12 protein-coding genes and 1 pseudogene are annotated in these 13,693 nt (G+C 51.2%); 11 read left to right on the top strand and 2 right to left on the bottom strand.

Annotation, left to right across the window (positions count from 1 at the left end; all coding sequences use genetic code 11):
* Window positions 1-29 precede the first annotated feature (29 nt).
* From AC0J5I_RS06990 to AC0J5I_RS07025, 8 genes are all read left to right on the top strand, one after another.
* Window positions 30-590, top strand: coding sequence for an NUDIX hydrolase (locus AC0J5I_RS06990; RefSeq protein WP_475305159.1), 561 nt, complete (start codon window positions 30-32; stop codon window positions 588-590).
* Between the two features lie 185 nt (window positions 591-775).
* Window positions 776-1,660, top strand: a complete 885-nt coding sequence (locus AC0J5I_RS06995; RefSeq protein WP_475305162.1) for a VOC family protein — start codon at window positions 776-778, stop codon at window positions 1,658-1,660.
* A 41-nt stretch (window positions 1,661-1,701) separates the two neighbouring features.
* A complete protein-coding gene (locus AC0J5I_RS07000; RefSeq protein WP_475305164.1) occupies window positions 1,702-2,907 on the top strand; it encodes a DUF8173 domain-containing protein in 1,206 nt (401 codons plus the stop codon).
* A 101-nt stretch (window positions 2,908-3,008) separates the two neighbouring features.
* Window positions 3,009-3,263 carry a DUF6718 family protein gene (locus AC0J5I_RS07005; RefSeq protein ID WP_475305166.1) on the top strand — a complete coding sequence of 85 codons (255 nt, stop codon included), beginning with the start codon at window positions 3,009-3,011 and terminating at the stop codon, window positions 3,261-3,263.
* Window positions 3,264-3,472: 209 nt separating this feature from the next.
* Window positions 3,473-4,384, top strand: a complete 912-nt coding sequence (locus AC0J5I_RS07010) for a LysR family transcriptional regulator (protein WP_107994759.1) — start codon at window positions 3,473-3,475, stop codon at window positions 4,382-4,384.
* 200 nt (window positions 4,385-4,584) lie between these two features.
* Window positions 4,585-5,484: a methylenetetrahydrofolate reductase [NAD(P)H] gene (metF, locus tag AC0J5I_RS07015; RefSeq protein ID WP_475305169.1), complete on the top strand. Its 900-nt coding sequence runs from the start codon at window positions 4,585-4,587 to the stop codon at window positions 5,482-5,484.
* Entirely contained in the window at window positions 5,481-6,146 is a 666-nt protein-coding gene (locus tag AC0J5I_RS07020) for a vitamin B12 dependent-methionine synthase activation domain-containing protein (protein ID WP_107994761.1), read from the top strand. The genes metF and AC0J5I_RS07020 overlap by 4 nt, the downstream gene beginning before the upstream one ends.
* A gap of 16 nt (window positions 6,147-6,162) precedes the next feature.
* Window positions 6,163-8,544: a homocysteine S-methyltransferase family protein gene (locus AC0J5I_RS07025; protein ID WP_475305173.1), complete on the top strand. Its 2,382-nt coding sequence runs from the start codon at window positions 6,163-6,165 to the stop codon at window positions 8,542-8,544.
* Window positions 8,545-8,596: 52 nt separating this feature from the next.
* Here the strand turns inward: AC0J5I_RS07025 and AC0J5I_RS07030 are convergent, their stop codons facing one another.
* Complete coding sequence (locus AC0J5I_RS07030) at window positions 8,597-9,838, bottom strand: OFA family MFS transporter (protein ID WP_199902967.1); 1,242 nt, start codon at window positions 9,836-9,838, stop codon at window positions 8,597-8,599.
* Window positions 9,839-10,084: 246 nt separating this feature from the next.
* Here AC0J5I_RS07030 and AC0J5I_RS07035 point away from each other — a divergent pair, with 246 nt between their 5' ends.
* Window positions 10,085-11,224 carry a Maf family nucleotide pyrophosphatase gene (locus AC0J5I_RS07035; RefSeq protein ID WP_475305175.1) on the top strand — a complete coding sequence of 380 codons (1,140 nt, stop codon included), beginning with the start codon at window positions 10,085-10,087 and terminating at the stop codon, window positions 11,222-11,224.
* Between the two features lie 77 nt (window positions 11,225-11,301).
* Here AC0J5I_RS07035 and AC0J5I_RS07040 read toward each other — a convergent pair.
* Window positions 11,302-11,850: pseudogene (locus AC0J5I_RS07040) on the bottom strand (sugar O-acetyltransferase); the annotation flags it as partial.
* Window positions 11,851-12,106: 256 nt separating this feature from the next.
* Here AC0J5I_RS07040 and amrS point away from each other — a divergent pair.
* Both amrS and amrB read left to right on the top strand, forming a co-directional pair.
* Window positions 12,107-12,979, top strand: coding sequence for an AmmeMemoRadiSam system radical SAM enzyme (amrS, locus tag AC0J5I_RS07045; protein WP_475305180.1), 873 nt, complete (start codon window positions 12,107-12,109; stop codon window positions 12,977-12,979).
* Window positions 12,980-12,995: 16 nt separating this feature from the next.
* A complete protein-coding gene (gene amrB, locus AC0J5I_RS07050; protein ID WP_475305184.1) occupies window positions 12,996-13,616 on the top strand; it encodes an AmmeMemoRadiSam system protein B in 621 nt (206 codons plus the stop codon).
* Window positions 13,617-13,693: the final 77 nt, after the last annotated feature.

The following is a 13,693-nucleotide window of genomic DNA, read 5'->3' on the forward strand; positions in this document are numbered from 1 at the left end:
CGCTAAAAGCATGCGAAAGGAAGGCTGGCATGGGAATCAGAAAAATGCTTGCGGACTATTTTCCCTTTAATGAACAGGAAGAAAAGGACCGTGAGCTGATGCTTCGCTATCTGGATCAATTCGATGATTTGTTCAAGCGTGAGAATGCGTTCGCCCACTTCACCGCTTCGAGTTGGGTCGTGAATCGCGACCATACCAAGGTGCTGATGGTCTACCATAACATCTACAGGTCCTGGTCCTGGATCGGGGGCCACATGGATGGCGAAACCGATTTTTTGGCGACGGCCATCCGGGAAACGATGGAAGAGACGGGTATCGAGCAGGTAAAGCCGATTTCGCAGAAGCTCTTTTCGCTCGAAATATTGAGTGTGGATGGGCACGTCAAAAACGGCAAACAGGTAGGGACGCATGTGCATCTGAATCTGACCTACCTGCTGGAAGCTGACGAGACGCAACAGACGAGCGTCAAACCTGACGAAAACAGTGGGGTCGCTTGGATGGGATTGGAAGAGGCGCTTTCCAAGTGCAGCGAACCTTACATGAAGGGCATTTACGCCAAGCTGAACGATAAATTGAAGACAATGCAATAACGAAAAAAATAGCCGCTCGGCGCCGATGGTTCTCATTTTCCATCGCCAACAAAAAGTGGCATAATGACAGGGGAGAGCATCGACTGCGCCGAATAACGGCTTCGGCGGGTCGGTGCAGCCGCTGTTTTTTTTGTCCATTTGCACTGTAGAGGCCGGCATGAAAGAGATCAAGGGGGAATTCAAATATGCAAAAAATTGTTCCGCATTTTTGGTTTGATACGCAAGCAGCAGAAGCCGCCGCATTCTATACCTCACTGTTCGATAATTCCAAAATCACAAACGTCAGCCAAATCCAGAATCCACCACCATATGGAACGGCCGATATTGTTTCGATGACGTTGGCCGGTCAGGATTTCATGGCGATCGCGGCAGGCCCATATTTCCGCTTCAATCCGTCCATTTCCATCCGGATCGATTGCACATCAATGAAGGAAATCGATTTTCTTTGGGAAAAACTTTCGGAAGGCGGCGCGGTGCTCATGCCGTTGGATGCTTATCCCTTCAGCAAAAGGTATGGCTGGACGGAGGACCGTTACGGCCTGTCTTGGCAAATCATGCATGTCGGCGAACGGAAGATAGAACAGAAATTGACTCCGACGCTGATGTTCACCAAAAAACAGTGCGGCAAAGCAGAGGAGGCAATCCTTTTCTATGAGGCTGTATTTTCAGATACCTCAATCGATGCAATGGATTACTACGGAGTGGGGGAGGAACCGGATGCGCCCGGGACGGTAAGGTTCGCTTCTTTCAAATTGGAAGACCAATCGTTCGCAGCCATGGACAGCGCTCAGGCCCATGATTTTGAATTCAATGAAGCCATCTCTTTCATCGTCAATTGCGAAACGCAGGAAGAAATCGATTACTATTGGGAAGCCCTGTCTTTCGTCCCGGAAGCGGAAAATTGCGGATGGCTGAAGGATAAATACGGGGTATCTTGGCAGATCGTTCCAACGGACATGAACGAGATGCTGCAGACCGCGGATCCTGAAAAATTGGCACGCGTCACAGAGGCGACTCTGAAAATGAAAAAATTGGATCTTGCGGAACTGAGAAGAGTTTACGAAGCCTAGTCACTGTTTTTTTGCATGGTTGTATGAAAGAAGGATGCAGGATGAAAAGAGTTAAAAAGACGGTTTGGTGGAAAGGTGTTTTTTGGAGCATCAACTTGTTATTTTTGGCGATTTTGTTGGGATTTTCTGGAGTAGCTTCGGCCACGACCCTAAATGAGGAGAATCTGGATCATTTGGCTGCCGGTGAGACGATTGAAGGACCGGGGTTCTTTGCGGGTAATGTAGTGAAGGTAGACGGAAATGTGGAAGGGACGACTTTTGTTTCCGGGCAGGATGTGCGGATCAATGGCAACATCAACGGTGATCTTTTTGTGGCTGCCCAAACAATTTCCATCAAGGGAACGGTGACCGGCAATATTTATGGAGCGGGGCAAGCGCTCACCTTTGATGGGCAATCGGAAAGCGATGTTTTCTTCGCCGGTCAGAATATTTCTATCGGACAGGATGCTTCTGTTGGCAGGGATCTCTTCGTGGCGGGTGCAACCATCCTGCAGGAAGGGATTATCCAACGCAACCTCTTCGGGGGCGGAGCCGAGGTTGTGCTCAGCGGACAGATTGGCGGGGATGCCAACTTGCAGACGGACAGCCTGAAACTCCAGGACGGCGCCAACATAGAGGGCGACCTCAACTACAAGGGTGAAAATGAAGCTGACATCGGGGCCGGCGCAACGATTGCCGGAGACACCGATTGGGAATTTGCCGAAACGATGGATAAGGGAACAACTGCCGTGAGGGAATCCAATAGGCCGTACATGAAGGTTGTCGGGTTCCTCTGGAGCTTGGCGAGCGCTTTGCTGATTTGGTTCCTGATCAGGATTTGGCGCCCCGCTTTTTGGCAAAACACAACCCGTCCCTTGGCTGAACAGCCGCTGAAGACGTTGGGTGTCGGTCTGCTGACATTGTTGGTGGTGCCGCCGATGATCATCTTGGCGATGGTCACCGTCATCGGGATTCCGATCGCGCTCATCCTGGGCGCCGTTTATCCGATTGCTTTGTATCTGTCGCGGATCATTGTGGCAGTGTTCCTCGGACAGTGGTTGGCGAATCGTTTCAAGTGGCCCGAGCTGCATAAAGGCGTCTGGCTGGTGCTTTTGGGATTGATCATCCTGGGTGTTTTGCGGATGCCTCCGTTCATCGGCTTCCTGAGTTCCTTGCTGATCGTGATGGCAGGGTTGGGATCGCTGGTGATGGCCTATCATCGGGCTACGCCTGAAACAGCAAGTGTGCAGACCGAATTGGATCTGTAGCCGGAACAGCAAAATGGAAGTCCGGGATGGAAATACGAACGCGTCATTTTCTTTTACCAAGAACGCGCTCCATTTGTTATAATGGACTTTGAGGTGAATGCATGAAATTCGTAGTGGCAAGGACATTCAAAAAGAACGGCAGTGCAGCGGTCGCAATCGATGCAGTACCATCCATTATGGGCTATTCGGAAGAGTTGGAGCAACGATTCGGCCGAAAAATCGAGGTGCTCCTCCTGAGCGGGGACTCCGCGGAAGCCCTTGAAGAGGCGTGGCCGGAATACGCGCCCATCGCGGTGGTTGACAACAAAGAAACATTCGAACGCACGATTGAAGAAAAAGTCAGCCGGAAAAAATAGCATCGGATCGGCGCGGAAGCATATGGGAATGCTGCCGCGCCGGTCTTTTTTTGTTTTAATTCTCCGTTGAACCTCAGTCTGGTATAATCGATTCAGAAGCAAAAAAGCCCAAACACAGGACCGCTTCGGTGGTCAAAGCAGCGAGAGGAGGGGGCCTTTTACCGCGCGTATCCGCCATTCAGGGGATCCGGACAGGTAAGGCAAGAAACATGACATTAAAACAATTAAGATATATGCTGGCAGTCGCCCAATACAAATCGATCAACGAAGCCGCCAAAAAATGCTTCATTTCGCAACCTAGTCTCTCGAATGCCATCAAGGATCTTGAGGAAGAAATCGGCCTGGAGCTGTTCATCCGGACCGCCAAAGGCATCACTTTGACCGCGGAAGGCAGTGAATTCCTGAAGTATGCCCAACAGGTGATCGAGCAAGCGGAGTTGCTGGAACAGCGCTACCTCGACAAGAAACCAGCCAAGCAATTGTGTTCCATTTCGACCCAACATTACGCGTTCGCCGTTAGTGCCTTCGTCAACATGATCAAAAAGAGCGGAGCCGATGAATACAAGTTCACCTTGCGCGAGACGCGCACGCATGAAATCATCGAGGACGTCAAAAGTTTCCAGAGTGAAATCGGCATCCTCTATCTGGATTCGTTCAACCGCAATGCGCTGAAAAAAATCCTGCAGGAGAGCCAATTGGAGTTCCATCCTTTGTTTGAAGCGGCACCGCACATCTTTGTTAGCGTCCGCAATCCGTTGGCGACCAAACAAAGCGTTACCTTAGCGGATCTCGAGGATTATCCCTACCTGTCGTTCGAACAGGGCGAGCATAATTCCTTCTATTTTTCGGAAGAAATCCTCAGCACCGTCTTCCATAAAAAAAGCATACTGGTCAGCGACCGCGCCACTTTGTTCAACTTGGTGATCGGTTTGGATGGCTATACCATCTCCACCGGCGTACTTAGTGAAGAGTTGAACGGCACGGATATCGTTTCCGTACCTTTGGATGTCGAAGACCGGATGGTGATCGGTTGGATCGCCAACAAGAAAGCCGGAATCAGCCGGCAGGCAGCAGCCTACATCAAGGAGCTGAAGGCAGTGATCCGAACCTATGGCAATTAATAGGTTCGGTCTGCTTGGGATATAGCCTGTTGCTATAACTAAATATATTTTTTTGGTGTTACTCTATATCTTCATTCCATGTCATACTATTGGAAATAAATGACTTCTTGCGGGAAGTCATCAACTAACATGATCAATTGTACACAAAGTAAGTGCGCTTGGAATTGGCCACTTTGAACAAATTGAAGGAGGACATGATTATGAAGATTAGAGATATGATCAGCAAAGGGGAACCAACCGTTTCGTTTGAAATTTTTCCGCCGAAGAGCAGCTATTCCCTCGACACCGTGTTCGATACTTTGCATGACCTGAAGGGCCTGCATCCCGATTTCATTTCCGTGACCTACGGCGCTGGCGGGACCGCCCAAAGCAACACGGTCGAAATCGCATCGCGCATCAAAAAGGATTTCGGCATCGAATCGATCGCCCATTTGACTGGCTGCACCTCGACAAAAGAGGGCATGAAACGGACGCTGGCATCGATCAAGGATAGCGGCATCGAAAACATCCTGGCTTTGCGTGGCGATATCCCGCAAGAAAAATTGGCGGACAAGAATTGGAATCCGGAATACCGTTATGCTTCCGAGCTCATCGACGACATCAAAGCAGCAGGCGATTTTTCGATAGGAGCTGCCTGCTATCCGGAAGGGCATGTCGATTCCATCAACAAAGTGGATGACCTGAAAAATCTGAAAAGGAAAATGGACCATGGTGCGGACTTCATGATCACGCAGCTTTTCTACGACAACGATCTATTTTATCAGTTCAAAGAGAAATTGGATCTTGTCGGCATCGAACAGCCGGTCATCGCCGGGATTTTGCCGGTGCTGAACATCAAACAGGTGAAACGGATCCAGGAAATTTCCGGCTGCAATCTGCCGCCGAAATTTCTGCGGATACTTGATAGATACGAACACGATCCGGCATCGCTGCAGGAAGCCGGCATCGCTTATGCAGTCGATCAGGTCATCGATTTGCTTTCTTCCGGGGTGGATGGCGTCCATATCTACACGATGAATAAGCCAGATGCGACAAGAAGAATCATGGAGAACATCTCCTGTGTCCGCAAGGCGGTCTGCCGAAAAGAGCCGCAAAGATGAAGACGGATCTGAAACTGGTCGCGAAGTACCTTGGCTTCGGCAACAAACAACCGGACGAACGGACAAGGAACGATATGGAGGCCATCGCCGCCCAGTTTGAGCAGGCAGTCAATGGGAAATGGACTTATGGACACTATCTCCTGGACCACTCAGTTGAGGGATTGATCACGCTGGAGGGGACCGCTGTGGTGCTGGAAGGGAAAAGCATCACCCGCACGCTTAAGCGATGCAAGGAGGTCTACATCATGGTCTGCACGTTAGGCGCGCAGGGGGACCTCCTCATCGAGCGCAATAAGATGATGTCGCCTACCTTAGGCATGATCGCGGATGCCTGTGCATCTGCATTCGTCGAGACGATCGCGGACAGTTGCCAGCAGGAAATCGAAAGCCAATTGCCAGCGGGAGCCGCATTGACTTTCCGGTACGCGCCCGGATACGGGGATCTTCCTTTGGCCACCAACAAAACGCTGCTCGGGGAATTACAGTCCGACAAGCGGATTGGGGTCCATCTGACGGACTCGATGCTGATGACGCCAAGAAAGTCAATCGTGGCGATTTTGGGCGTTCTGGAGGAAGGCACCTCCAAAGGCAAGAACCATCGCTGCGGAAACACCAGCTGCAGCGCGTGCGATCTGAACGACAGCTGCACAGCCAGAAGTTAAGCTAGGAGGCAAAGGAATGGATATCAGGAAACAAGTTGGAGAAGAGCTGCTTCTCTTTGATGGAGCGATGGGCACGATGCTCCAGACATACGGGATGAAAGCCGGCCAAAATCCGGAAGCGTTGAATGTGGAGGATCCCGAGCTGATCGGCCGGATCCATAGGGAATACGTCGAAGCCGGCGCGCGGTTCATCACGACCAATACTTTTGGTGCGAATGCCTACAAACTCAAGGAAACGGGCTACTCCGTCACGGAAGTGATCACTGCGGCAGTCGAAATCGCCAAAGCGGCAACGGCAGGGACCGTGGCGCAAGTGGCGCTTGATATCGGACCGGTAGGGAAGATGATGAAACCGATCGGATTGCTTGATTTCGACCAGGCTTACGATTATTTCCGCGAACAAGTGACGATTGGAACAGCGGCCGGAGCTGATCTGGTCCTCATCGAAACGATGTCGGATCTGGCAGAAATGCGCGCGGCCGTTTTGGCTGCGAAAGAACACAGCGACCTGCCGATCTTCGCGACGATGACCTTTACGGATGACGGCAATACGCTGACCGGAACCGAGCCGGAAATCATGGCGCTCTCCTTGGATGCATTGGGTGTGGATGTGCTGGGCGTAAACTGCTCATTGGGGCCAAAGGAACTGATTCCCATCATCAAAAGGATTCTGGCCTTCACGAACACGCCGGTGATGGTGCAGGCAAATGCCGGTATCCCTGTGACGGAAGCGGGCGTCGCCAAATATTCCGTCACTTCCGCGGACTATCTTGAGGTCGCGAAGGAGCTTGCCGGTTTGGGGGTTTCTGTGATTGGGGGCTGCTGCGGCACGACACCAGAGTATATTCGCGATCTGCAGCAGGCATCAACTTCTTTTGCGAAAAGGGAAGTCAATCATTTGAAACGGTACGTTTGTTCCGCGCAGAAAAAAGTTTGCCTGGACGGCCAGATCACCCTCATCGGTGAGCGGATCAACCCGTCAGGCAACAAGGCTTTGAAGGAACAATTCGTGGCAGGCAATCCATTGGCGGCCATCAAAGTCGCTTTTGAACAGGTCCAAAAAGGTGCGGATGTTTTGGATGTCAACACCTCTTTGCCGATGATCGACGAAACGGACTACATGACAAAAATCATCGATGGGATGAGCGGACTGGTGGAAGCACCGTTGCAATTCGATTCGACCAAACCGGAAGTGCTTGAAGCAGCTTTGAGGCGCTACAGCGGTGTTGCGATCGTCAATTCGGTCAATGGGAAAGAATCCTCGATGGCCGAGATTTATCCGATCGTCCAGAAATACGGCGCCTTTGTCGTGGCCTTGTGTCTGGATGAAGCCGGCATCCCGGATGACGCGGACGGCCGGACCAAGGTCGCCCAAAAGCTGATCGATCGAGCGGGAGAGTATGGTATCGGCTCTGAAAGACTGTTGGTGGATTGCCTTGTGCTCACTGCGGCTGCCCAACAGAAGGCGGTAATGGAGACGCTGAAGGCATTGCGCTGGGTCAAGGAAAACACGCAAGCGTTGACCACTTTGGGACTGAGCAACGTTTCCTATGGACTTCCTTTCCGAGCCTTGATCAACCGTACCTATTTTGCGATGGCCCTGACTTCGGGATTGGATACGGTCATCATCAATCCGGGAGCAGACGGAATCGTCGACACGATGCGCGCCTTCAATGTTCTGTCAGGACAGGACGAAGGTGCCATCGACTATATCGACTACAACAACAAAAAAGCTGTGGTCAAATCCGATGGGCCCAAGCAGGAAAACGTGGTCCGTTCCTACCGGGAAATGCTCTTGGAGGGCGACGAAACTGGGATCATGAAGGCGACCAACGCGCTGCTTAAAGACAATACGCCATTGGCTGTCGTTGACGATCACATCGTGCCGGCATTGGATGAAGTCGGCAAACTCTATGAGCAGAAGAACATCTTCCTGCCTCAGCTGATCCGCGCCGCCGAAACGGCCGGTAAGGCCTTCGAGACGATCCGGGCAAAACTTGCTGCAGGCAATGAGAAGCTGGAATCGAAGGGAACCATTGTGATGGCCACCGTAAGAGGGGATATCCATGATATCGGGAAGAATCTGGCGAAAGTGCTGCTTGAAAACTATGGCTACGACGTCATCGATCTGGGCAAGGATGTTCCAATCGAGGAGGTTGTGGCGGTCGCCAAGCAACATCAAGTCAAATTGGTCGGACTGTCTGCGTTGATGACGACGACCGTCACTGCGATGGAGGACACGATCACAGCCTTGCGCGAGGCTGGTTTGCCTGTGAAGGTGTTCGTCGGTGGAGCCGTACTGACTGAAAAGTACGCCAAGGCCATCGGTGCGGATTACTACTGCAAAGATGCCCGAGCCGGCGTCATGGTAGCCGAAGAAGTTTTTAGTAGAATGTAAAAAATCCCGGAAGAGACTCCATTCAAAATGGATCTCTTCCGGGATTTTTCTGTTAGGCTGGATGTCTCGTCTTATTCATGGCATCCGGTTTTGATCTTAAGATAACAGCACTGATAAGGAGCGCGACCGCATAAAGAGCCAACACAACGTAAAGTACGGTGTTATAGGAACCTGTCCTCGCAATGATGAAGGCACTCAATTGGTTCCCGGAAAGTCCGGCAAAAGCCCAAGCCGATAAAGCCAGTCCGTGGATGGTGCTGATGCTCGCCATCCCGAAGCGGTCGGCAAGCAATGGCGGAAGGCTGGAGAAGCCGCCACCGTAGCCGGCGTTGATGACACAAAGCGTGATGATGACTAAAGGAGCGATTGCGTTGTTGATGCCGTTCGCCAAAAGCGTCATTGCCGTAGCAGCGATAGACAGACTGAAAATCCAGATATAAATGGTGTTCCTGTCTTTCAACCGGTCACCGAACGATGCAAAGCCAAGCCTGCCGCTTGCGTTGAAGAGCGCCGTCAATGAGCTTATCGCTCCGACTGCACCGAAGCCGATGAAGTGCAGCAAATCCTTCTCCTGCGAGATGAGCGCCAAGCCGCAAGTGATGTTGATGAAGAACATCAACCAGATGCCGATGAAGGTTTTGTTCTTGAAGATGTCGAGGATATTCTCACCCTTCTTCTTCTGAATGGGCACTTCCACCCAATCTGCCGGTTTTTTCAACAGTAGATGGCCTAGGAACATCATGATGAAATAGACAACCGCCAGGATATAGAACAGTTTGTAAAGCCGAGTCGGGTCAACGAGCGTACCATCCGCGTTTGTCGTACCCAAAAGCATCTCGATGATCGGGCTGGCGATGACTTTTGCTAATCCGAATCCGGCCACCGCTATACCTGTGGCCAAGCCTTTATTGTTTTTGAACCACAGCATCAGGGTTTTGACTGGCGAGAGATAGCCGATGCCGCAACCGATACCCATCAGGACACCGTATGTCAAAAAGATGCCGATCAGCGATTTCTGTTGGATGAAAAATCCGGTTCCGGCCATCCCGGCGGCAAAACAAACGGCCGCAATCAGCGAAGATTTGTGGATATCCTTTTCCACGACCCTGCCCGCGAAGGCAGCCGACATGCCAAGGAAGAAGATGGCGATACTGAAAGCCCATTCGACCTCGCCTTTCGGCCTGCCGATGTATTCGGCGATGCCCCCCTTCAGCAAAGACCAGCAATAGACTGTACCGATGCTGCAGTGGATCAGCAGTGCCGGAACCGCGGCACGCATCCATTTATTTTCGATATTGTTCATTTTTAAAGCCCCCCTTTAGGATATATTATGATGGAATTAGTGAATATTCATTCAATCTATCGTCATCATACTATCGAATTGCCGTTTGTGCAATCGCTTTCTGACACAGCCGGGGAGAGGCAGTTTGTCTAATCCGGACAATGTTTTCCCCTGGGACGCTACGCAGACGGAATTTTCTGGAAAAATCGAAGATTTGTCGGTAATATGAACTATGGAAAGTAAAGGAGGCATCAGAAGATGCAAGTGAATATTAGAAAAGCTGAACTGCAGGATTTAACTGCATTGAAAATAATAGAGGATGCTTGTTTTCCGGAAGCCGAGGCGGCAACGCTCGAATCACTCAGCGAGCGGCTGCATCTGTTCCCTGATAGCTTCCTGGTTGCCGAAGTCAAGGGTGAACTGGTGGGATTCGTGAACGGCGCCGTCATCGATGAGCCGATCATCCGGGATGCCCACTACCATGATGCCGCCCTGCATAATCCAGAGGGTGCTTATCAAAGCGTATTCGGCTTGGATGTGGGTCCGACCTTCAGAAGGCAAGGAATCGCTGAAAAGTTGCTGACGGCATTGATCGATGCGGCCAGGCAAGCAGGCAGAAAAGGCGTGACGCTTTGCTGCAAAGAAGAAAAGATTCCTTACTACGAGAAGTTCGGGTTGGTGAACAGCGGCAAATCGAGCTCCACGCACGGGAATGCCGTCTGGTATGACATGATTCTGCATTTTGAAGGGGAATTGAATAGGGGGAAACGGATGGAGCCGAAAATCATATTGGCAAGTCAATCGCCAAGGCGCAGCGAATTGCTGGCCTTGTGCATCAAGGACTTCACAGTCCAGGCTGCGGATATCGACGAAAAAGCGATCGAAGAACGCATCCTGGCCGAGGCGGGCCAAAAAACGTTCCTGGACACTGCCACAGAGTTGGTCGAAACATTGGCGCGGGAAAAAGCGGCGGTCATCCATCGCGAAAACAGAGAAGCCATGGTCATCGGTTCGGACACTGTGGTCGTGTTGGACGAAAAGATCCTGGGCAAACCGGTTGATGAAGCCGATGCCTATGCGATGCTGCGCGCAATGGCAGGCAAGATCCATTCGGTCCTGACCGGCGTCAGCATTTTATGGGGCGAAAAGGAAGAGACCTTTGCTTCCGAGACGAAAGTCAGCTTCTTTGAGTGGGACGATCGGATGGAGGTGGAAGTGAAAGCATATGTGGCATCGGGCAAGCCGATGGATAAAGCCGGAGCATACGGCATCCAAGAGGAAGCAGCACTCTGGGTTTCCAGTATCGAAGGCGATTACAACACGATCGTCGGGTTTCCGGTCGCCTTGGTCGATAAAGCCATCCACCGCTTGCTGATAAAAGCACAGACAGAGAAGTAGTTGTTGAAAGCAAGAAAAAACGATCACGGTCAGCTGGATGCTGAGTGCGATCGTTTTTATTGTTACCGGTCGGTAAGTTCGATCTGGCGGATGACGCGCGCCGGATTCCCAGCAATCACGACATTGTCTGGGAAGGATTTGGTCACGACGCTGCCCATACCGACGACGACATTGTCCCCCAGCGTGACACCTGGACCAATCACGGAAGAGCCGCCGATCCAGACATTGTTCCCGATCGTGATCGGTTTGCCGTATTCCCAGCCGCTGTTCCGTTCGACAGGGTCAAGCGGATGGGTGGCGGTATAGAGGCTGACATTCGGCGCAATCATCACGTTGTCCCCGAAAGTGACCGGGCACGTATCGAGTATCGTGCAATTGAAGTTCGCATAGAAATTCTCGCCGACAAAAATATTGAAGCCGTAGTCCAGCGAAAATGTCGGTTCGATATAGATATTTTCCCCGGTTTTTCCGAACCAATTTTTCAACAGTTCACTGCGCTTGCGGGCATCCGTTTCGTTGTTGAAAAGGTGCATCTTTTCCCGGGAACTGTGTCGCATCGAGGAAAGCTCCGGATTGCTGGAAAAATAAAGTTCACCGGCGATCATTTTTTCTAGTTCTGATTTCATTTTATAGTCTCCTTACGTATAGGATGGTAAATTTTTTTGGTTATATTTACTAATTATAACCAAACATTTACTGATTTGATATACGAAATGAATCAGGTGCTATTTTATTTTTGCGTTAAAAAAAATCTTTTAACTGGAATAAGTCATTTTGAGTTTTTCAGAGATCCTTCTCATTTATTTTGGATTGTGGAACAAAAATGCAGTAAGATATGTGTAAGCGATAACATTTGCGAAGTGGATGATTGGGGTTGATGAGATGAAGGAAGCTATGTTGTACGAAAAACTGGGGGACGGCAGGGTCAGATGCGGCGTCTGTCCGCATCATTGCGTCATCGCGGAAGGCAAGCGGGGTATCTGTGCAGTCAGGGAGAATCGGGATGGGACGCTGTATGCTTTGAACTACGGGAAAGCTATCGCGGTCGCAATCGATCCCATCGAGAAGAAGCCGCTCAATCATTTCCTTCCCGGCACCACAGCCTATTCGTTTGCCACGATTGGTTGCAATCTGCGCTGTCTCTGGTGCCAGAACTGGGCGATTTCGCAGGCATCAAAACCGAATCGTCCGATTTATGGGGAGGACATCAGCCCGGAAGAGCATGTGCAGCGGGCTTTGGCTGCCGGCTGTCCTTCCATCGCCTATACGTATACCGAACCAATCATCTTTGTCGAATACGCGCTCGACACCATGAAGCTGGCCCGTGAAGCGGGATTAAAGAATATCTGGAAGACTGCCGGCTATGCGACGAAGGAGACATTGGATGCCATCATCCCATATCTGGACGCCGTCAATGTCGATCTGAAAGGGACCGATGACGAGGTCTACAAAGAATATTGCGGCGGAACGGCACAGCCGGTGCTGGATACGATCATACGATTTCATGAATCCGGCGTGCATCTCGAAATCGCTACGCTCGTCGTCCCTGGCGTGAATGACCGCGTCGATCAACTCGAACGGATGGCGCGTTTCATCGCCGAGGAGGTCGGCAAAGAAGTGCCTTGGCATATCAACCGCTTTTTTCCTGATTGGAAAATGATGGACACAGCCATCACGCCGATGGAGACTCTGGAAACAGCCGCAGCGCTAGGGAGAAAATTCGGTTTGCAGCACGTGCACATCGGCAACATCTAGAAAAGGGGGAAAACTCATGTTGGTTTTTGGCGTCATCAGTCCGCATCCACCGCTCATTATTCCTGAAATAGGCGGGAAGGACATCGAAAGGGTAAAACGCACAGTGGCGGCTTTGGAGATGGCAGCCGAAAGACTCGCAGCCGCAAAGCCGGACCGTCTGCTCATCATCTCGCCGCATGAAGGCCACGGTTTTGAAGTGCCAATGCATTATCTCGGCAAAAAACTGCCGCCCAACCTGGAAACGGAAAAGATTTTGGTGACGGTGCCTTCCTATGAGCACTACTATGAATGGGGAAAACGATATGGAGAAGCCTGCGATCAGTCGGATCTGCGCACAGCCATCATCGCCTCTGCGGACTTGTCGCACGTGCTGAAGCCGGAGGGGCCCTACGGCTACCATTCGGCGGGGCCTTTGTTTGATAAATTAGTGATCAAAGCCATCAAGGAAAAGGAAGCCGGGCAGCTGTTGCGGTTGGATGCCGGGTTCCTCGAAAGGGCGGCGGAATGCGGGCTGCGCTCCATCCTGTTTCTGATGGGAGCTTTCGAAGGCAGGGAATACGAAGCGGAAATGCTCTCCTACGAAGGGCCTTTCGGGGTCGGTTACCTTGTCGCAACCTTCACGCCTTCTGAGGCCTAGTCCAAAGCTCAAATAAAGCTCACATGAAGTTGATGAGAGAGCTTGTGCAGGGTTGCAAAAATAATTTTGCCAATCAA

The sequence above is a fragment of the Trichococcus sp. TS_SC_9 genome (assembly GCF_056156325.1).

Coding starts and splice junctions, on each gene's coding strand:
- AC0J5I_RS06990 (WP_475305159.1), top strand. CDS start 30: ATGGGAATCAGAAAAATGCTTGCGGACTATTTTCCCTTTAATGAACAG.
- AC0J5I_RS06995 (WP_475305162.1), top strand. CDS start 776: ATGCAAAAAATTGTTCCGCATTTTTGGTTTGATACGCAAGCAGCAGAA.
- AC0J5I_RS07000 (WP_475305164.1), top strand. CDS start 1,702: ATGAAAAGAGTTAAAAAGACGGTTTGGTGGAAAGGTGTTTTTTGGAGC.
- AC0J5I_RS07005 (WP_475305166.1), top strand. CDS start 3,009: ATGAAATTCGTAGTGGCAAGGACATTCAAAAAGAACGGCAGTGCAGCG.
- AC0J5I_RS07010 (WP_107994759.1), top strand. CDS start 3,473: ATGACATTAAAACAATTAAGATATATGCTGGCAGTCGCCCAATACAAA.
- metF (WP_475305169.1), top strand. CDS start 4,585: ATGAAGATTAGAGATATGATCAGCAAAGGGGAACCAACCGTTTCGTTT.
- AC0J5I_RS07020 (WP_107994761.1), top strand. CDS start 5,481: ATGAAGACGGATCTGAAACTGGTCGCGAAGTACCTTGGCTTCGGCAAC.
- AC0J5I_RS07025 (WP_475305173.1), top strand. CDS start 6,163: ATGGATATCAGGAAACAAGTTGGAGAAGAGCTGCTTCTCTTTGATGGA.
- AC0J5I_RS07035 (WP_475305175.1), top strand. CDS start 10,085: ATGCAAGTGAATATTAGAAAAGCTGAACTGCAGGATTTAACTGCATTG.
- amrS (WP_475305180.1), top strand. CDS start 12,107: ATGAAGGAAGCTATGTTGTACGAAAAACTGGGGGACGGCAGGGTCAGA.
- amrB (WP_475305184.1), top strand. CDS start 12,996: ATGTTGGTTTTTGGCGTCATCAGTCCGCATCCACCGCTCATTATTCCT.